Origin of the sequence: Bradyrhizobium sp. YCK136 (assembly GCF_044570075.1) — a bacterium.
GTDB lineage: Bacteria > Pseudomonadota > Alphaproteobacteria > Rhizobiales > Xanthobacteraceae > Bradyrhizobium > Bradyrhizobium diazoefficiens.
The window spans coordinates 6,723,916-6,741,464 of sequence record NZ_CP172424.1; the positions used below are offsets into that span (position 1 = coordinate 6,723,916).

A 17,549-nucleotide genomic window follows, 5' to 3' on the forward strand; every position below is an offset into this window, starting at 1 on the left:
GTCGCTGCGCGACGCCCCGGAATGACACCCTCAATCCACCGGCTTCGGCGAGCGCTCCAGGAGCACCGTCTGGATGCCGCAGGTGCCGTTCCTCACCGTCATGATCCGCGTGCCTGGCTTGCGGCCGTTGCGCACCTCGGTGACGTCGAGGCCGCTCGCGATCAGGCGGGCGCGCGTGGCGTCGATGTCGGCGACCCGCCAGCTCAGGCCCCAGAGACGGTCATGCGCGAGGTCACTGCCCGCCACAGGACGGCGCACCACCTCGACGATGAGGTCGCCGCAACGGAAGAACATCAGCTGGCCCCAATCCTGGTGCGAGCGGTCGAGCGCGAGATCAAGCCCGAGCCGCGCGCCATAGAGCGCGGCGGCGCGCTCGGAATCCTCGGTGGTGATCACGACGTGGTCGAGCGCGTCGATCGGCGCGATGTCGGTCGCGACCGATCTGGGGCGCTCCTCGGCAAGCTCGAGGAAGAACATCCGCACGCCGCGCGTGAGTTCCGTGGCGGCGCGCGTGCGTTTCCAATGCAGGACGGCATCGGATTCAGAATCGCTGCTTTCGACCTCGGCAACCGGATCCGGCTTCAGGGCCACCCGCTCCAGCCGCCGGTGCATCCTGCTCATGTCTGCGACACGAAAGCACAGGCTGGCGAGCACGCCCTCTTGGTCGTCGAGCAGCGCGCGCATCCGGTCGGCGGTCACGCTGAAACCGCTCGGCGCCATCAATTCGATCGTCATGTTCTCGAGAGTGAACAGCACCCGGTCGGCCCCCTCACCCGAGTTCTGCCAGGCCGGCGCGCGGCCGAGCAGCGTCTGATAGGCCGCCTTGGCTGCACCGATATCCCTGACCAAAGCGACGACGTGATCGAGGCCGGTGATCATGTTCCCTCCCTCCCGACGGGGCCGGAACCGAACGTCCTGCGGGCGTCGGCTCTGCCCGGGCAACGCTGGCCCTGCCACGGTCGTATTCCGGCCCCATACCGACCTCAAGCGCCTATCGCCATGACTCTGCAAATATTTTGGCTCTGCGAATATTTTTGGCTCCCGCCGAAGCGGTGCTAAGGTAAGCAGCCGGCCGGGACCACCCAGCGCATCACGGACAACCAATGCAGGCTCTCTTTATCGGACAGACCTATATCGACGTCGTCTTCCTCACCGACCACATGCCGACCGGCGACGAGAAGCACGTGGCGACCGACTACGCGGTCTCTTTCGGCGGCAATGCGGTGACGGCGGCGTTCTGCTGCGCCAAGCTCGGCATCGTGCCCGACCTGATCGCCACGGCGGCCAATGACTGGCTGGGGCGCATGTTCCAGGACATGTGCGCGAAATACGCGATCTCGCTGCATGCGCGAAAGGTGAACCAGTCCTCGCTGTCCTTCATCATGCCCAAGGACGGCAAGCGCGCCATCGTCCGCTGCCGCGACGACGAGCACATCCATCCGTTCCCGATCCTCAATCTCGGCGGCTGCCGCGCGCTGCACATCGACGGCCACCAGCCCGATGCGGCGATCCACTATGCAAAAGTCTGCCGCGAGGCCGGCATCCTGACCTCGCTCGACGGCGGCGGCCTGCGCACCAACACGCACGAGCTCCTGGAATTCATCGACGTCGCGATCGTCGCCGAGCGCCTTTGCGAGCAGATGGACCTGACGCCGGAGAAGATGCTCGATTACCTGAAGAGCCGCGGCTGCAAGATCGGCGGCGTCACCATGGGTGAGAAGGGCCTGCTCTGGTACAACGAGACAGGCGCGGTCGAGATCATGCCGGCGATGCCGATCCCGCGTGAGCGCGTGATCGACACCAACGGCGCCGGCGATGTCTTCCACGGCGCCTATGTCTATTCCTACCTCGCCCATCCCGGCAAAAGCTGGCGCGAGCATTTCGACTTCGCCCGCGCCGCCTCCACCTTCAAGATCCAGCGCCTCGGCAACGAGGCCGGCTTGCCGACCCTTGTCGACATCGCCAAAGTCAGGCACGAGTTCGAGGTCAAAGCCTAGTCTTCGCAGAGGTTCAAATGGGGCGCGTTTACGTCGCCGGCAGCATCAACATGGATGTGGTGGCGACGGCCGACCGCCATCCAAAAGTCGGCGAAACCGTCGCCGGCAAGCAAGTGCTGTATTTCCCCGGCGGCAAGGGCGCCAACCAGGCCGTCGCGGCCTCGCGGCTCGGCGCCCGGACCACGCTGATCGGCCGCCTGGGCAAGGATTCATTCGGCGCCGAGCTGAGGGCGTTCCTCGGCGGTCAGGGCATCGATCTCGGCTACGTTCAGGAGACGGCGGAGGCGCACACCGGCACCGCCATCATCACGGTTGCGGCGGCCGACAACACCATCGTGGTCATTCCCGGCAGCAATGCGCTGGTCGGCGCCGACGACGTCAGTGTCGTGCCGCTCGTCAAAGGCGATGTCGCCATCAGCCAGTTCGAGATTCCGCTCCCCACGATTGCCGCCTTCTTCCGGCGGGCGCGGGCGGCGGAGGCCACCACGCTGCTGAACCCGGCGCCGGCACAAAAATTTGGCCGCGAGCTGCTTGAGCTGGTCGACATCCTCGTGCTGAACGAGACCGAGCTCGGCTTCCTCGCCGGCACCGAGCTGTCCGACAACGACGAGGCCGCGCGGATCATCCAGGTCGCGCGGCAGCTTCAGGCGCGCGAGGACCAGACCATCTGCGTCACGCTCGGCAAGCGCGGCGTGCTCGCCCTCGCCGGCGACCAGGAGTTTGCGGTGCCCGGCCGCGTGGTGAAGGCGGTCGACACCACCGGCGCCGGCGATTGCTTCGTCGGCGCGCTCGCGGCGCAACTCGCCGACGAAGTCCCCCTGCGCACGGCGCTCGCCTTCGCCAACGCCGCCGCCTCGATCAGCGTGCAGCGCATGGGCGCGGGGCCGTCGATGCCGACGGCCGCGGAAGTGGCGGCCGTTCTGTAGAGCGTGGCGCTTCCTCCGCCTCTCCCCGCCTGCGGGGAGAGGGAGTAGAGTTCACGCCAGCGCGCTCTTCAGGTCAAAACTTTCGTCTGCGGCCTGCTCCGGCGTGATCGAGCGGTCCATGCCCTGCAATCTGCGGCCGAACATGTGATCGCCGGCCCGGTTGATGGACTCGATGCCGACCAACTTGTCGCCCCTGTAGCAGAACGCCGAGAATGCCTTTTTGGCGGGATCGCCGCGCAGAACGACGCGATCGTAGCCGGTGGTGAGGCCCGCGATCTGGAGCTTGTCGTCACCCTGGTCACTCCAGAACCAGGGATGGCTGTCGTAAGGCTTGCGGTCGCCGGTCAGCCGGGCCGCGAGGCAGCGGGCGTGATCGGTGGCGTTCTGCACCGATTCCAGCCGCAGCGAACCGCCGAAGCGCGGACTTGCGAACAGCGCGCAGTCGCCGATCGCCGAGATGTCGGGATCGGCCGTCGAGAGATATTCGTCGACGATGATGCCGGCAGCGACCGGCAGCCCCGCCTCGGCCGCGAGCTCGATGTTCGGCAGCACGCCGACGCCGACCACGACGAGGTCGGCGGGCAGATGCCTTCCGTCGCTCAAGGAGACGCCGGTGACCTTGCCGTCCTCGGCCTCGATACTGGTTGCCTGCACACCGAGATGAATGCGGATGCCGGCCTCACGATGCCGCGCCTGAAAATACTCCGAGACCTCTGATGTCACCGCGCGCGCCATCACGCGCGGGGCGAGCTCGAGCACGTCGACCTCCAGCCCCTTGATCCGGGCCGTCGCTGCGAATTCGAGGCCGATGAAGCCGGCGCCGATCACCACCACCCGCGTCTTCGACGCCATGATCTTTCGCAGCGCCTCGCTGTCGTCGAGGATGCGCAGATATTTGACGTCGGGCAGATTGGCGTTGGGCAGATCGAGCAGCCGGTTGCGCGCGCCTGTCGCCAGCACGAGGTGGCCGTAATCAAGCATCTCGCCCGATGCGAGATGCAGCCTGCGCCCGGCGCGGTCGATCGAGACCGCGCGGCCCGCGATCAACTCGATCTTCTGATCCGCATAGAATTTCTCCGGCCGGAACATCAGGCTCTCCGGCCCGGCCGAACCCTTGATGTACGCCTTGGACAGAGGCGGCCGCTGATAGGGCAGATGCGCCTCGTCGTTGATCAGGCAGACGCGATCGGAAAAACCGGCCTGCCGCAGGGATGCCGCGACCTGGTAGCCGCCATGGCCGGCACCGACAATGATCACCGGACCGCCAGTCATTGGAACAGCCCACTTCCGGAGACACGAGCGTGACCCATGTCGTCTCCTCTCATGCTGATATTGGCTTGGCTAGCCTAGGAGGAGCCGGCGCTCGTGTCCGTCCCTCAACGAAGGCGGCCCCATTTGAGCCTATCGTTCCGCCTTGCGCAAGAGCGGCGCGCGGGGATTGTCTCCCCTCGCCTTCTGCGATTTAGTTGCACGAACGACCTCATGCCGGGGATTTCCAAGATGCCAGCTCCCATCTCCCAACCCGACGATCCCGCCTTGCTGCGGATCGACGGCCCGATCGCGACCATCACGCTCAACCGCCCCGCCGCGTTCAACTCGATCAACCTGGCCATTGCGCAAAAGCTCGAGCAGCTCGCCTCCTATATCGAGGGCGACGACGCCATCCGGGTTCTGGTGATCGAGAGCGAAGGCCGCGCCTTCTCGGCCGGCGGCGATCTGCAGACGATTGGAGCTGCGGCCGAAGCGGGCACGGTGACGCCTGTCGTCGGCGAGCTGCTCAAGCACTATCACGCCTTCATCGAGACGATCCGGCGCATGCCGAAGCTGTCGCTGTCCAGCGTCCACGGCTCGGCCGCCGGCGCCGGCATGGGCCTCGCCTTCGTCACCGATCTCTGCATCGCCGCGGAGGACGCCAAATTCACGCCGGCCTATGCCAAGATCGGGGTGTCGCCGGACGGCGGCTCTACAGTGGGCATCGTCGGCACGGTCGGCTCCCGCCGCGCGCTCCAGATCTTCCTGTCGGAGGACAATTTTACCGCGCAGCAGGCCCATGAATGGGGCCTGGTCGCGAAGATCGTTCCCGCGACCGAGCTGAAGGCGGCGCGCGGCAGCTCGCCGAGCGTCTGGCGCAGAACCCGCCTGCCGCGATCGCCGGCACCAAGTCGCTGGTCTACCAGGCGGCCACCACGCCGGTGAAACAGCAGCTCGACGCCGAGGAGCACAAGATCATCATGGCGATGAACACGGAGGAGTTTCGGCTCGCCGTGAAGAAATTCACGAGCAAGGGCAAGTAGCGCTACTGCGGACAGATATAGCCCGTCCCCGCCGGCGACTTGAAGCAGCCGACCGACTCCGGCAGCACGTGGCGCGGCAGCCACAGCACGACGCTCGGGAAATAGATCGCGAACGCGATCGTCGCCAGGAACACCACATAGATCGGCAGTGCGGCGCGCAGGGCCTTCGCAAAGCTGATGCCGACGAATTTCGACGCCATCAGCAGCACCAAACCATAAGGCGGCGTGATCAGGCCGAAGGCGAGCGTGGCAATCAGCACCACCCCCATATGCACGGCATTGATGTCGCCCGCCTCGGTCAGCGTGTTCACCAGCGGCATGAAGATGATGATGGTCGGCACCGGCTCGATGAAGTCGCCGACCACGGTGAACAGCAGCATCATCAGCAGCATGATCAGGTGCGGATCGTGACCCGCGATCGAGGTGATCAATTCGGCGATGTAACTGGCGCCGCGCAGGTAAGCGAGCATCCAGCCGAAGGCGTTGGCGGCGCCGATGGTGATCAGCGGCAGCGAGAAGATCAGCCCGGCGAGGCAGAAATCATAGGGGATCTTCCTGAAGTGGCCGCGATTGAGCGCGGGGATGACCACGAGGACGATCCAGGCCACCGCGACGACGCCGGCTTCCGTGGGCGTGAACCAGCCGGTCAGGATGCCCCCTAGCAGGATCACCGGGATCATCAGCGGCAGGGCCGCATCGCCGGCCGCGAACACCACCTGCCGCAGCGGCGCGCGCGGCTTGCGCAGGCCGGAGGGGCCGAAGAAGTAGCAGTAGATCATCAGGCCGATGCCGATCATCAGGCCCGGCACCACGCCCGCCATGAACAGGCCGGCGATCGAGACGTTGCCGACCGCGCCATAGACCACCGCCGTGATGCTCGGCGGCACCAGCGCGGCGATGGTCGAGGCGGATGCGATGATCGCGGCGATGAAGGCGGGCTCATAACCCTCGCGCTTCATCGGGCCACCCAGCGCGCGGCTCATCACCGCAACGTCGGCGGTGGTCGAGCCCGACATCTCCGAGAAGAACATGCTGAAGACGACGACCACCTGGGACAGCCCGCCCCTGATGTGCCCGACCAACGACACCGACAGGTTGGCGATCCGCACGACCACATTGGCCGAGCTCATGAGCTCGCCGACCAGCAGGAAGAACGGGATCGCCAGCAGCGCCTCGGAATCGACGCCGTCGAAGATCTTCTGGATGATGGCGGCGAGCGAGACGTCGGACAGGATCGCGCCGATGAAGACGCCGGCCATCAGCGAGAACGGCACGGGCACGCCGAGATAACCGAAGGACAGGAAGCAGATCGACATCAACGCCAGGACGACAGGTGCGCTCATGGCTGCGCCCTCATCTGCGCCTCTGTAAGGCCGGGCGCGGCATCCTCGCCCGGCGGCTCGGGATGGTCAAAGCCGTTGCGCAGGCCGTTGACGAGCTGCTCGATGGTGAACAGGCCGATCAGCACGCCCGAGAGCGGGATGATCGCGTAGAGCGAAGCGATCGGCGTGCCCGACGGCAGGCGAAAACTGCCGAAGCCGCGGAGATAGTTCTGGTAGCCGTACCAGATCAGGCAGAAGGCGACGCCGAGCACGACCAGGCGGATGATGACTTCGACGATCAGCCGTGGCGTTCCATGCATCGCCTCGGATATGGCAGTGAGATAGAGGTGATCGTTGCGCCGCGTCGCGGCCGCCGTGCCGACGAAGATCGCGTAGATGAACAGAGTCGAGGTGACTTCCTGAAGCCACAGCCAGGGATGGCCGATGGTGCGGGTGACGATGTCGGCGATCACCGACAGCGAGAAGCCGAAGCAGAGCACGCCGCACAGGATCATCAGCGCAAGCTCGAGCCAGTCGAGCCCGCGCCATTTCAGGTGGCGTTGGCGCTGAACGAGCAGTTTGTCGGCGATGGCCATTTACGTCCCCGTCGTCCCGGGCCTAGTGCAGAATGCTTCAGTTGAATCGGCGACTGCTGGTTGGGTGAACCTCTCCCGCCTGCGGGAGAGGTCGGCGCGGAGCGCCGGGCGAGGGCTGCCTCCTCATTGGGAGTCTCTCCGCGGAGACACCCTCTCCCCTACCCTCTCCCGCGAGCGGGAGAAGGAGCGCACCGTCTTCCGGCATCACGTTAGTTAACCGACCGGATCAAATTCTTGATCTTCTCGGCATGCGGGCCGAGCTCCTTGGCGAGCTTGTCGAGATAGGGATCGGCGATTGCCGTAAAACTCTTCTTGTCGACATTGTCGACGATCTTGACGCCCATCTTCTTCAGCTTGTCGGCCGCCGTGCGCTCGAGATCGAACGCCTTCTGCGGCTCCTTGGTGCTGATCTCGTTGGCCGCCGCCTGCACCCACCCCTTCTGCTCCGCCGACAGACTCTGCCATAGCTTGTCGGAGATGAACACCAGCGCGTTGTTGGCTTCGTGCTCGGTGATGTTGAGGACCGGCGCGACCTCGTAGTGCTTGTTGACGAGGTAGACGTTGATGCTGTTCTCGGCGACGTCGACCACGCCGGTTTGCAAGCTCGTGTAGACGCTGCCGAACGGCATGTGCACGGTCTGGGCGCCATAGGCCGGGAACATCAGGTCTTCGGTCGCGGTCGCCTGGACGCGGACCTTCAGGCCCTTGACGTCGCCGACATTGTGGATTTCCCGCCTGCTGTACATATGGCGCACGCCCTGCGAGCCGGTCGCGATCACGTGCAGGCCCTGCGTGGTCTCGTCGATCATGGTCTTGAGCGCTTCGAACACGCGGGGATCGGCCAGGCCCTTGACGACGTGGTTCTCGTCGCGGAACAGGAAGTGCAGCGACATCACGCCGGCCTGCGGCGAGATCGTCGCGGTGTTGGCCGAGGAGATGATGGCGAACTCGACGTCGCCGGCTTTGACGAGCTGGAGCACCTGCGGCTCCTGCCCGAGCTGCGCGCCGGGATACTGGTCGATGATCATGGTGCCCTTGCTCAATTCCTTGAGCTTGTCGGCAAAGAGGTCGCCCGCGATCGAATAGCCGGTGTTGCGCGGCTGGTCGTAGGCGAAGCGATAATGCTTCACCTCCTGCGCCCCGGCCGCCGTGACGAACAGCATGGCGGACAGAACCGCCAACCCACGCATGGATCGTGCAATCATCGTTTCCCCCTGTTTTATCGCCCGCCGCTTCAGCGGTCTGGGCGTTCGTTCGGGTGGTTGGTCACCCCTTCTCGGTCTGCTTCCCAGTCCTCTGCATGAAATCGAAATCGCAACCCTCGTCGGCCTGCATGATGGTCTCGTTGAACAGCCAGGCGTAGCCGCGCCGCGCCTCCTCGGGCGCCGCCGCCGGCTTGAGCGTGGCGCGCCGGCGCTCCAGCTCGGCGGCGTCGACCAGCAGCTCGATGCTGCGCCTGGCAACGTCGAGCCGGATCATGTCGCCGTTCTTCACCAGCGCCAGCGGCCCGCCGACGGCGGACTCGGGCGTGATGTGCAGCACGATGGTGCCGAACGCCGTGCCGCTCATCCGCGCGTCGGAAATGCGCACCATGTCCTTGGTGCCGCCGCGCGCGAGCTTCTTCGGGATCGGCAGATAGCCCGCCTCGGGCATGCCCGGCGCGCCCTTCGGGCCGGCGTTGCGCAGCACCAGCACGTCGTCGGCAGTCACGTCGAGATCGGGATCGTCGACCCGCAAGGTCATGTCCTCGACGGATTCAAATACCACCGCGCGCCCCGTGTGCTGCAAAAGCTTGGGGCTCGCAGCCGATTGCTTGATCACGGCACCGCGCGGGGCGAGATTGCCGTGCAGGACGGCAAGGCCGCCTTCCTTCTTGATCGGATTGTCGCGCGGGCGGATCGCGTCCTGGCCGGGCACGTCTTCCGCATTCGCCGCGATATCGCGCAGCGTCTGGCCGGTAATGGTCTTCGCATCGAGATCGACGAGATCGCCGAGCTGCGCCAGCAATTTCGGCACGCCGCCGGCGTGATGAAAATGCTCCATGTAGTGCTCGCCCGACGGCTTGAGATCGACCAGCACCGGCACCTCGCGGCCGATCCGGTCGAACACTTCGAGATCGAGCCGGTGCGGCGAGCGATGCGCCATCGCCGTCAGATGGATCAGGCCGTTGGTCGAGCCGCCGATCGCCTGGAGCACGACCTGCGCGTTCTTGAAGGATGCCGGCGTCAAGAGCTCGCTCGGCTTCGGGCCCTTGGTCTTGGCCATCTCGGCGGCAACCCGGCCGCTCGCTTCCGCAAGACGGAAGCGTTCGGCATGCGGCGCGGGGATCGTCGCGCTCATCGGCAGCGACAGGCCCATCGCTTCGATCATGCAGGCCATGGTCGAGGCCGTGCCCATCACCATGCAGGTGCCGACCGACGGCGCGAGGCGGCCGTTGACCGCCTCGATCTCGGCATCGTCCATTTCACCGGCGCGATACTTGCCCCACAGCCGGCGGCAATCGGTGCAGGCGCCCAGCACCTCGCCCTTGTGGTGGCCGACCACCATCGGGCCGACGGGGATGACAACGGTCGGCAGGTCGGCGCTGATCGCGGCCATGACTTGCGCGGGAAGAGTCTTGTCGCAGCCGCCGATCACGATCACCGAATCCATCGGCTGAGCCCGGATCATCTCCTCGGTGTCCATCGCCATCAAATTGCGCAGATACATCGAGGTCGGATGCGCAAAACTTTCGGCGATCGAGATGGTCGGGAACACGAACGGCATCGCGCCCGACAGCATCACGCCGCGCTTGGCGGCTTCGATGATCTGGGGGACGTTGCCGTGGCAGGGATTGTAGTCGCTGTAGGTGTTGGTGATGCCGACGATCGGGCGCTCCAGCGCGTCGTCGGAATAGCCCATGGCCTTGATGAACGCCTTGCGCAGGAACAGCGAGAAGCCGGCATCGCCATAGCTCGTCAGACCCTTGCGCAAGCCACTCGTCATCATGCCACTCCGTTCACCTTGCCATTGTCGTACAGGCTACCCCCTGATTGTCAATAACGCAGGCGCCTATGGTGGCAATCTCCGGCTCCTGACACCGCCCGCGACACAAATTATTGACAATCTGCCCCTTCCCTACTCCACAGGACGGACCGGCCCGGTGCTGAAGGCTGAGAGGATGTCCGACATTCACACCGCAGACGCCATGACGGTCCGGCGCGACGATCCGGACGACGTGGTCGCGCGGCTGGAGGAGGACATCATCTTCGGCCGCCTTGCGCCCGGCGCGCGCCTGACCGAGGACGCGCTGATGTCGGCTTACGGCACCTCGCGCCACTTCGTGCGCCAGGCGCTGGTGGTTGCCGAGCGGCGCGGCATCGTCCGCCGCGAGAAGAATGTCGGCGCCACCGTGCGGTTCTATTCGGCCGAGGAGGTTCGGCAGATCTACGAGGTCCGGGAGATGCTGACCCGGCAGGCCGCGCTGATGATCCCCCTGCCCGCACCGCAAGGCCTGATCGACGAATTGACCACACTGCAACGGCAATATTGCGCCAAGGCCGACGTGCAGGATCTGCGCGGCATCCACGAGGCCAACGACGCCTTCCACCTCGCCCTGTTCTCCGCCTGCGGCAATCCCTATCTGGTGCGCTCGCTCCAGGACTACATGAACCTGACGCTGCCGATGCGCGCCAAGAACCTCGCCGACCGCGACGGGCTCGCGCAATCGCGGCGCCAGCACGAGCTGATGATCGAGCTCTTGAAGGGCCGCGACAGCTGGGCATTGGCGCAGCTCTGCGTCGATCACATGCAGTTCAGCAAGTCGGATTATCTGGCGCGGATTTCTGGCGAAACCGAGCGCTAGTACCCGGAATCAGAGCTGAGTGATACGGCGGCCTTTGAAACGGCGTTGACGGACCTTTTTCTTGGTCCAGACGAAGGGCTCGGCTCTGTCGTTGTATGCGTTGACGTAGGCATCGATGTGTTCCTGAAGCTGCTTGAGGCTCGTGAAGGAGGTGCCGCTGAGCGACTGCCCCTGCAAGATGGAAAACCATACTTCGACCTGATTGAGCCATGACGCACTTGTCGGCGTGAAATGAAATTGCACGTTGGGGTGGGCCTTGAGCCAGTCCTCGTTCTTTTTATGGGTGTTGAGGTTGTCGAGGATGACGTGAAGCTTGCGGTTCGGAAAAGCCGCGGTGACGCTGTTCATGAAATCGAGAAACTCGACGCGGCGCCGGCGTTTTGAATGGGTCGCGATGATCTTTCCGGTGGCGACTTCGAGCGCCGCAAACAATGTTGTGGTGCCATGCCGCTTGTAATCGTGGCTTTGGCCGGTCAAGGCGCGGCCATTGGGCAACTTCAGATAACCCTGCGCTCGCTCCAAAGCCTGGATCGAGGGCTTCTCGTCCACGCACAGCACAATGGCCTTCGCCGGCGGCGCGACATAGAGGCCGACAACATCGGCGGCTTTGGCCGTAAAGTTCGGGTCGTTGCTCTCGCACCAGGACTTGCGAGCCACCAGGTCAATCTTGTGGCTGCGCAGGAACCGCCAGACATATTGGACATCGACATCGCCCAGCGCCTCGGCCAGCAGGGGGCCGGTCCAGCGCGCAAACCCTTGCGGTGGCGGCTTATCCAGCAGCTTCAGAATCCGCTTGTCGGTCGTCTTCGTATAGATCGGCTGCTTGCCAGGCCGCGGCTTGTCTTGCAGCCCTTCAAGGCCATGGTCGGCATAGCGATGCCGCCAAAGGCTGACAATCCGCGGCTGGACCCCAACTTCCTTGGCGATCGACCGGGTGCTGCGCCCATCCGCCGCCAACAGAACTATCCGCGCCCGCTTCAAATCGCGCTGCAACGTCACCGGTGAGCGACAGCACGCCTCAAGCACCTTGCGATCTTTCCTCGAAAGGTGGACTTCTCTTGCTTCGGGTATCATCCCGACCTTGAATCACGACTCACGTTCCAAGAAGCGCGTGCGCCTGTCGGCCCGCCGGCGCAGCAACAGCCGATGCGGAGAAGGATGAACCACTCGCCCGGGCAATGGAACCCGGCGGAACTCATCCAACCAGACGATAATCTTCTGGTAGAAGCAGCTCAATCGCTCAACCGATTAACGGGTTGTTAGAGGACTCTATCCCAAATGGTTTCTGGAACAAATAACAACCGTGCCGGGTTCCATTGCCCGGAGCAATCGCATGAATGTACCTGGTCTCCTGATCGCAACGGCCTTTGGCGCAGCATTTTTTGCCGGGGAGTATGTGTGGTACTACCAGCCCGCTTTCATCAACCCGGACGTCTTGATCAGCACGTTCTCCTCGGAACATATGAAAGCGCGCGCAGCAGTCCGAAAAGCGCTGATCGATCCAGACTCGGCCAAATTCAGCGCATTGCGTTCAATTGAGGCCGGCGCGGCGAGGTATGTTTGCGGCGGTGTCGAGGCAAGGGACAAGTCCGGCCAGTCCATCGGAACCGCTTTCGTCTATACCGTGGCCATTGATTTTGCCCGCATCGATGACGACGGACGGATCACGCATCAGCATTCGGGATACAGACCTTGCCCGACTGAGGAGGACAAGGTCGTGCAGCAGCGGCCGGCTCTGTCACCCGGCGTGTCGTCGGTCGTCAGAACCGTTCTGAAAGTCGCCCCCGACGTGCACATGTCGGTTGCACCCGGCCTGACGACGCCTGCACCGTCGGCGGGCGGATCGTCATCTGGCGGCACAATGGAGCAGCAGGTCCGCGAGCTGGCCGCCCGGACCGTTCCGCCTGATGCTGCAAATGGACAGCCACCAAGCCCGACCGCGAACCGTGGGGTCGCCAAGGAGAGTGAGTGGCAAGCCGATCGACCTCCGGCCGCGTGGCCCACATTTCCTCCGGATCACGCATTGGCGAGATCAACCCGGAAACGAACCCCGTCCGAAGCACTGGCCCTGGCGAAAGACGTCGAGGACCGCTGGAAGCAGGCGGAGTCGTCGGCCGACATTTCGATGCGCCCATCACCGGAGGACATCAACGAGGCATGCCGCGCGCTACTCACGATCGATTCAAGACACGCCGAATATCCAAAAGCGTGGGCAGCTTTCGCGCGGTTGCAAAAGATAAGCCGCGACATCGCCAGCGGCTGATTTCGGTGACGCGCTTCGCTCGTCGCCGGGCGCGCAATGACCATTCAGTACCGTCTCAACAGGCCGCGCGCCACGCTGGTCTCGCCATGACCGGCGCAGGCCCGTTTCGGATTCCTGATCAAGTCCGTCCGGACCCGCCTGAATGTCCTTCCGGCGGACTCGGCCACCTCTGGGCGGAATTTTCCGGGATCGTAGCTCTCGCCGTCATGGGCCTTGATGGCCGCAGCATAGGCGTCGATCATCGCCATCGCGGCATCAGGGCTGCCGAGAAGTCGGGCGCCGAGTTGAACGCTGCCGGCACCATCGACCTCATAGCCGGTGCATCGCTGCTCCAGCACCGCGGATGCGGTGACGAGCTGGTCGAGGAACGTTGCTTCGGCCTCGCTGAGCGTCGCGGCCTGCGCCCGCCCTGACACGATTAGTGCGAGCAACGCGACGGCTGGCAGTTTGATTTTCATGCTCGGCCGATCATGTGGATCGATCAGGCGCGCCCCTGACGACTCATGAAAAGGCCGTACAGAAACAGGAGGATGATGGCACCGACCACGCTTCCGATGAAGCCGGCGCCCTCCCCGAACCGGTACCATCCCACGGCCTGGCCGAGCCAGGTCGCAACGAACGCGCCGACAATTCCCAGGACCGTGGTCAAAATGAACCCTTTGGGCTCGGACTTATCGCCGGGCATGATGAACTTCGCGACCAGTCCGACGAGAAATCCGATGATGATCGTCCAAAGGATGCTCATGTCCATCGCTCCATTCGGTCAATTCGAGACATCAAACGTCTGAAGGAATGCGTGATCGCTTGATGGGCCAGACGACGCCGGGAACGACGTTGATCTAGATCAATGGGCCAAAGCAGCCGAGCGGAAAGCTGCAGGCTGCTCTTCCTGGTGAGACGGCGCTCAACGAGCTCCGCAACGCGAAGCGGGATGATGCATGGCGATCATCGGCGAGATCACGCACACGACGACCTATCGCTATGCAAAGCCGGTGACGTTCGGCACGCACCGGGCCATGTTCCTGCCGCGGCGCGGCGCCTCCACCCGGCTGCTTCGCTGGTCCGCTTCGACCAGTCTGCCATCAAAGGTGCATTGGATCACCGACGCCCGCTCGAATGCCGTCACCGTGATGGACTTCAGCGAGCCCGGCAGCGAGCTGACCTTCACCTTCAAGGTTCGCGGCATCTATTTCGGCGTCAAGGGGCTGGAGACGTTTCCGCTGGAGCCGCGGGCCGAGGAAGTCCCCGTGCAGTACACGCCGGATGAGTGGACCGATCTTGCAGGATACCTGCGTCCGCATGCCGACGATCCAGACGGCAGCCATGCGGCGTGGACCAAGAGCTTCGTTGCCGGCGATCAGGACCGGACCGCCGACGTGCTGCGCCGGATGCTGGGCCTGTTTCGCAGCGAGTTCAGCTATCGCGGAAGAGATGCGGAAGGCACCCAGTCCCCCGGCGAGACGCTGCGTACGAAATCCGGGACCTGCCGGGACTTCGCCTGGCTCATGATCGAGACGTTGCGCCGCCTCGGCTTTGCCGCGCGCTTCGTCAGCGGCTATCTCTATGACGCCGCGCTCGACGGCGGCGCCGTGGGGATGACCGGCTCCGGCGCCACCCATGCATGGGTGCAGGTATTCCTGCCCGGCGCTGGCTGGCTCGATTACGATCCAACGAACAGCGTGAGCGCCGGCTTCGACCTCATCCCGGTGGCCATAGCGCGGCATCCGGGGCAGGCCGTGCCGCTGGCCGGCTCGTGGTTCGGCGATTCCGGCGACTACCTCGGCATGTCGATCAATGTCGCCGTTCGCAAGCTCAGCGAAATGCTCGATCCTTCGGAGGGATAGGCCACAGGCGCGGCGGTCAAACGTCCCGAGGCCGGGCGAAGGCCGGATGATGTCAGTGAGAGAAGACGCGCGTGCCTGAGGTCCATGCCCGTTGGTTTCCGACCTGACTGGCCCCGATTTCCCAGCCAGCGCCACCCCATAGGGCATCAACCACGCCAAGATCACCCGCGCCGTCACGGACAAAGAAGAGGTTCGGAGCGGAGCTGGTCTGCAGCGCCCCGCTTTCGCCGTTGGCCTGCAGCCTCAAGAGACACCAGATGTCGGCAAGTTTGCTCTCGGCGCGAGCGCCCAGCTCGCCGAGGATCTGCCCGGAATTCGAGGGATTGTTCAAAACATGCGTCTGCAGAGACGTATCGTCCGCGGCTTCGACCTTGACGGCGAACCGGCGCGCAAAGGTCGCGCCGAGCCACGAAATCTTGACAGGCGCGGTCGGCGTGATGTCCTCCTTGAAATGCTCGCTCGCAACGAAGGATTCCGCGTGGGGAATGGCCGCCGTTGACGGGGGATCGAGAGGTTCGCCGGGCTTGCGCTTGAGCGAACATTCGATCCTGGCGCGGGGAACAAGCGACGCGGAGCTGCCGCCAGATTTGTTCTCGTCGGCATGCGCGCTGAAACTGGATGCCGCCAGAACAATAACAAGACATAGGTTGGGCGCTAAGCGGCGCATTGTTTGGCGTCCTTGAATTGCCGATTCAAGAACAAGGTAAACTGTGAATTGCTTCTGTAAATCGAAGATCAGGTTTCTGGTTAAGCTTAAAGCAAGGAACTCATTTGAAGAGAAATGCAAGATATCTGGAACCACGCGACTTCCTGGCAGCAGCGTGCGACGCACCCGGACGCCTCAAGATCGTATCAGACGCTCGGCGCCCTTGCGATTCACACGCAAGGTGGAAAGCGCGAATTTCAGCGCGCGGTCCCATGAAGCTCTTGATCAGCGAGCCGCTCTACTTGCCCGCCAAGCGCGCGATCGTCTGACCGGCCGGAGGAACCCGCAAGTCCGGTCCGGACACTGGCTGCGGCGTGATCCGGCAGCATCTTGCCTGCGCGCGGAGCGGATCGCTCCACATCCAGCGCACGCGCCAGGCCGGATTGTAGGCGTAGGCCGGGATGCGCCAGAACCAGATGGTTTCGTAGACACTGTCCCCGAATCGATCCACATCCGGACGTGGCGTTGGCCAGGATGCTGCCGCGACGAGAACGACAGTCAACACCGCGGCCCCTGACAGAACCATCTTGCGCATCTTGCTTCCACAATCGCTAGAATGAAAAGGGCGGTCACTTCCGCGCAACGCAATGCATAGAAGAAACGTTGACGTGTTCCGACAATAGAACGCCTATTTCCAAAAACGGAAATCCGGAACTCTACGGTGTGCACACAGACGTTAGTCGCAAGGAGCCGTTCGGATATCTGCCGCCATCACGATCGTATGCGCGTCAACTCGGGATGGGGCCCCTCCACCAGTCTGGCCCGCCCCACCGGGAATCCCAACGCTCACCGCACGAGTGAATTTCTCCCGGCTCCGCAAGCGGGGCCGGGAGAGCGCACCTGCATTCCTCCAGGCAACGACGCTAGCGCTTGGTCCAGTCGATGATGCGGCTCGCATCGCCGTCGAACTCGTTGCTGCAGAATGCGCCACCCTGGTAGTGGTCGCCGACCGGATCCGGCTTCAGCTTGGCCTGCTCGGCCATCGCGTGCTCGCGGAAATCCTCGGCGCGTCCCGTGGGGCGATAGCCGAATTCGTAGGCGCGGTGGTTGTCCCACCAGGCGCGCTCGTTGAGGGAGGCGCCGTAGAAGACCTCGAAATGGATGTCGGGATGTTCGAGCCCGATGCGGCAGAGCTGCACGAGGTCGTCGGGCTTCAGCCAGATCGAGAGCCGGCGCTGGTCGAGCGGCATGTCGCCGAAATTGCCGATGCGCAGGCACGTCACCTTCAGGCCGTGCTTGTCGGCGTAGAGCGCACCGACGGCCTCGCCGAACACCTTGCTGACGCCATAACGGCCGTCGGGGCGCGGGGTGACATCGGTCCCGATCTTGTGGTGGCGGGGATAGAAGCCGACGGCGTGGTTGGACGAGGCGAACACCACGCGCTTGACGCCCTTGCGGTACGCCGCCTCGAACAGATTGTAGCCGCCGATGATGTTGGCCTGGAGGATGTCGTCCCACGGGCCCTCGACCGAATAGCCGCCGAAATGGATGATGCCGTCGACGCCCTCGCAGATCGCCTCGCACTGCGCGAGATCGGCGAGATCCGCCGCCTTGAATTTTTCGTTCGCGCCGAGATCGGCGGGCGGCTTGATGTCGGAGAGCAGGAGATTCGGATAGATCGGCGGCAGCAGCTTTCGCAGGCTCGTGCCGATTCCGCCCGAAGCTCCCGTCATCAGAATACGCGGCATGTCTTCCCTCACCTGTGGTGACCGATTTGCGGCCGTAGATAACTGATGCTAGCAGACTTGGACAGAGGG

At 64.1% G+C, this 17,549-nt stretch carries 17 protein-coding genes and 1 pseudogene; 6 read left to right on the top strand and 12 right to left on the bottom strand.

The window, feature by feature from the left end; translation table 11 throughout:
- Positions 1-30: 30 nt before the first annotated feature.
- Positions 31-879 carry a VOC family protein gene (locus ACFLEY_RS32375; protein ID WP_060911034.1) on the bottom strand — a complete coding sequence of 283 codons (849 nt, stop codon included), beginning with the start codon at positions 877-879 and terminating at the stop codon, positions 31-33.
- Between the two features lie 224 nt (positions 880-1,103).
- Here ACFLEY_RS32375 and ACFLEY_RS32380 point away from each other — a divergent pair, with 224 nt between their 5' ends.
- Together ACFLEY_RS32380 and ACFLEY_RS32385 are read left to right on the top strand one after the other, a co-directional pair.
- Positions 1,104-1,997, top strand: coding sequence for a sugar kinase (locus ACFLEY_RS32380; RefSeq protein WP_011085617.1), 894 nt, complete (start codon positions 1,104-1,106; stop codon positions 1,995-1,997).
- A 17-nt stretch (positions 1,998-2,014) separates the two neighbouring features.
- Complete coding sequence (locus ACFLEY_RS32385) at positions 2,015-2,923, top strand: ribokinase (protein ID WP_060911033.1); 909 nt, start codon at positions 2,015-2,017, stop codon at positions 2,921-2,923.
- A 51-nt stretch (positions 2,924-2,974) separates the two neighbouring features.
- Here the strand turns inward: ACFLEY_RS32385 and ACFLEY_RS32390 are convergent, their stop codons facing one another.
- The gene (locus tag ACFLEY_RS32390; RefSeq protein ID WP_060911032.1) at positions 2,975-4,195 is read right to left on the bottom strand and encodes an NAD(P)/FAD-dependent oxidoreductase; all 1,221 of its coding nucleotides are present in this window, start codon (positions 4,193-4,195) and stop codon (positions 2,975-2,977) included.
- Between the two features lie 228 nt (positions 4,196-4,423).
- On the opposite strand from ACFLEY_RS32390, the pseudogene ACFLEY_RS32395 reads away from it, so the two are divergent.
- Positions 4,424-5,217: pseudogene (locus ACFLEY_RS32395) on the top strand (enoyl-CoA hydratase/isomerase family protein).
- A gap of 2 nt (positions 5,218-5,219) precedes the next feature.
- Here the strand turns inward: ACFLEY_RS32395 and ACFLEY_RS32400 are convergent.
- From ACFLEY_RS32400 to ACFLEY_RS32415, 4 genes are all read right to left on the bottom strand, one after another.
- Positions 5,220-6,560, bottom strand: coding sequence for a TRAP transporter large permease (locus ACFLEY_RS32400; protein WP_211434171.1), 1,341 nt, complete (start codon positions 6,558-6,560; stop codon positions 5,220-5,222).
- The gene (locus ACFLEY_RS32405; protein WP_060911030.1) at positions 6,557-7,135 is read right to left on the bottom strand and encodes a TRAP transporter small permease; all 579 of its coding nucleotides are present in this window, start codon (positions 7,133-7,135) and stop codon (positions 6,557-6,559) included. Before ACFLEY_RS32405 ends, ACFLEY_RS32400 begins: the two co-directional genes overlap by 4 nt.
- A gap of 209 nt (positions 7,136-7,344) precedes the next feature.
- Entirely contained in the window at positions 7,345-8,340 is a 996-nt protein-coding gene (locus ACFLEY_RS32410) for a TRAP transporter substrate-binding protein (protein ID WP_011085611.1), read from the bottom strand.
- A gap of 61 nt (positions 8,341-8,401) precedes the next feature.
- Positions 8,402-10,120: an IlvD/Edd family dehydratase gene (locus ACFLEY_RS32415; RefSeq protein WP_060912986.1), complete on the bottom strand. Its 1,719-nt coding sequence runs from the start codon at positions 10,118-10,120 to the stop codon at positions 8,402-8,404.
- A 175-nt stretch (positions 10,121-10,295) separates the two neighbouring features.
- On the opposite strand from ACFLEY_RS32415, the gene ACFLEY_RS32420 reads away from it, so the two are divergent.
- Positions 10,296-10,979, top strand: coding sequence for a GntR family transcriptional regulator (locus tag ACFLEY_RS32420; RefSeq protein WP_060912985.1), 684 nt, complete (start codon positions 10,296-10,298; stop codon positions 10,977-10,979).
- 9 nt (positions 10,980-10,988) lie between these two features.
- Here ACFLEY_RS32420 and ACFLEY_RS32425 read toward each other — a convergent pair whose 3' ends face one another.
- Positions 10,989-12,053, bottom strand: a complete 1,065-nt coding sequence (locus ACFLEY_RS32425; protein WP_026192128.1) for an IS630-like element ISRj1 family transposase — start codon at positions 12,051-12,053, stop codon at positions 10,989-10,991.
- A 259-nt stretch (positions 12,054-12,312) separates the two neighbouring features.
- On the opposite strand from ACFLEY_RS32425, the gene ACFLEY_RS32430 reads away from it, so the two are divergent.
- A complete protein-coding gene (locus ACFLEY_RS32430; protein WP_060911029.1) occupies positions 12,313-13,242 on the top strand; it encodes a hypothetical protein in 930 nt (309 codons plus the stop codon).
- A gap of 44 nt (positions 13,243-13,286) precedes the next feature.
- Here the strand turns inward: ACFLEY_RS32430 and ACFLEY_RS32435 are convergent, their stop codons facing one another.
- Together ACFLEY_RS32435 and ACFLEY_RS32440 are read right to left on the bottom strand one after the other, a co-directional pair.
- Positions 13,287-13,700, bottom strand: coding sequence for a hypothetical protein (locus tag ACFLEY_RS32435; protein WP_060911028.1), 414 nt, complete (start codon positions 13,698-13,700; stop codon positions 13,287-13,289).
- Between the two features lie 23 nt (positions 13,701-13,723).
- Positions 13,724-13,987, bottom strand: a complete 264-nt coding sequence (locus ACFLEY_RS32440) for a GlsB/YeaQ/YmgE family stress response membrane protein (RefSeq protein ID WP_038965812.1) — start codon at positions 13,985-13,987, stop codon at positions 13,724-13,726.
- Between the two features lie 193 nt (positions 13,988-14,180).
- On the opposite strand from ACFLEY_RS32440, the gene ACFLEY_RS32445 reads away from it, so the two are divergent.
- Positions 14,181-15,086, top strand: a complete 906-nt coding sequence (locus ACFLEY_RS32445; RefSeq protein ID WP_060911027.1) for a transglutaminase family protein — start codon at positions 14,181-14,183, stop codon at positions 15,084-15,086.
- Positions 15,087-15,138: 52 nt separating this feature from the next.
- Here the strand turns inward: ACFLEY_RS32445 and ACFLEY_RS32450 are convergent, their stop codons facing one another.
- The 3 genes from ACFLEY_RS32450 to ACFLEY_RS32460 all read right to left on the bottom strand — a co-directional run bounded on the left by ACFLEY_RS32450 (position 15,139) and on the right by ACFLEY_RS32460 (position 17,480).
- On the bottom strand, positions 15,139-15,888 hold the full coding sequence (locus ACFLEY_RS32450; RefSeq protein ID WP_309142155.1) for a hypothetical protein: 750 nt from the start codon (positions 15,886-15,888) through the stop codon (positions 15,139-15,141).
- A gap of 142 nt (positions 15,889-16,030) precedes the next feature.
- The gene (locus tag ACFLEY_RS32455; RefSeq protein ID WP_028174799.1) at positions 16,031-16,327 is read right to left on the bottom strand and encodes a hypothetical protein; all 297 of its coding nucleotides are present in this window, start codon (positions 16,325-16,327) and stop codon (positions 16,031-16,033) included.
- 328 nt (positions 16,328-16,655) lie between these two features.
- Positions 16,656-17,480 (bottom strand): NAD-dependent epimerase/dehydratase family protein, encoded by an 825-nt coding sequence (locus tag ACFLEY_RS32460; RefSeq protein WP_396604298.1) that lies wholly within the window; start codon positions 17,478-17,480, stop codon positions 16,656-16,658.
- Positions 17,481-17,549 lie beyond the last annotated feature (69 nt).

What these genes read in the sequence shown, in the direction of transcription:
- ACFLEY_RS32425 (WP_026192128.1), bottom strand. Translation starts at nt 12,053, where the DNA reads ATGATACCCGAAGCAAGAGAAGTCCACCTTTCGAGGAAAGATCGCAAG.
- ACFLEY_RS32430 (WP_060911029.1), top strand. Translation starts at nt 12,313, where the DNA reads ATGAATGTACCTGGTCTCCTGATCGCAACGGCCTTTGGCGCAGCATTT.
- ACFLEY_RS32435 (WP_060911028.1), bottom strand. Translation starts at nt 13,700, where the DNA reads ATGAAAATCAAACTGCCAGCCGTCGCGTTGCTCGCACTAATCGTGTCA.
- ACFLEY_RS32405 (WP_060911030.1), bottom strand. Translation starts at nt 7,135, where the DNA reads ATGGCCATCGCCGACAAACTGCTCGTTCAGCGCCAACGCCACCTGAAA.
- ACFLEY_RS32375 (WP_060911034.1), bottom strand. Translation starts at nt 879, where the DNA reads ATGATCACCGGCCTCGATCACGTCGTCGCTTTGGTCAGGGATATCGGT.
- ACFLEY_RS32455 (WP_028174799.1), bottom strand. Translation starts at nt 16,327, where the DNA reads ATGCGCAAGATGGTTCTGTCAGGGGCCGCGGTGTTGACTGTCGTTCTC.
- ACFLEY_RS32415 (WP_060912986.1), bottom strand. Translation starts at nt 10,120, where the DNA reads ATGACGAGTGGCTTGCGCAAGGGTCTGACGAGCTATGGCGATGCCGGC.
- ACFLEY_RS32390 (WP_060911032.1), bottom strand. Translation starts at nt 4,195, where the DNA reads ATGACTGGCGGTCCGGTGATCATTGTCGGTGCCGGCCATGGCGGCTAC.
- ACFLEY_RS32410 (WP_011085611.1), bottom strand. Translation starts at nt 8,340, where the DNA reads ATGATTGCACGATCCATGCGTGGGTTGGCGGTTCTGTCCGCCATGCTG.
- ACFLEY_RS32380 (WP_011085617.1), top strand. Translation starts at nt 1,104, where the DNA reads ATGCAGGCTCTCTTTATCGGACAGACCTATATCGACGTCGTCTTCCTC.
- ACFLEY_RS32440 (WP_038965812.1), bottom strand. Translation starts at nt 13,987, where the DNA reads ATGAGCATCCTTTGGACGATCATCATCGGATTTCTCGTCGGACTGGTC.
- ACFLEY_RS32400 (WP_211434171.1), bottom strand. Translation starts at nt 6,560, where the DNA reads ATGAGCGCACCTGTCGTCCTGGCGTTGATGTCGATCTGCTTCCTGTCC.
- ACFLEY_RS32385 (WP_060911033.1), top strand. Translation starts at nt 2,015, where the DNA reads ATGGGGCGCGTTTACGTCGCCGGCAGCATCAACATGGATGTGGTGGCG.
- ACFLEY_RS32445 (WP_060911027.1), top strand. Translation starts at nt 14,181, where the DNA reads ATGGCGATCATCGGCGAGATCACGCACACGACGACCTATCGCTATGCA.
- ACFLEY_RS32460 (WP_396604298.1), bottom strand. Translation starts at nt 17,480, where the DNA reads ATGCCGCGTATTCTGATGACGGGAGCTTCGGGCGGAATCGGCACGAGC.
- ACFLEY_RS32420 (WP_060912985.1), top strand. Translation starts at nt 10,296, where the DNA reads ATGTCCGACATTCACACCGCAGACGCCATGACGGTCCGGCGCGACGAT.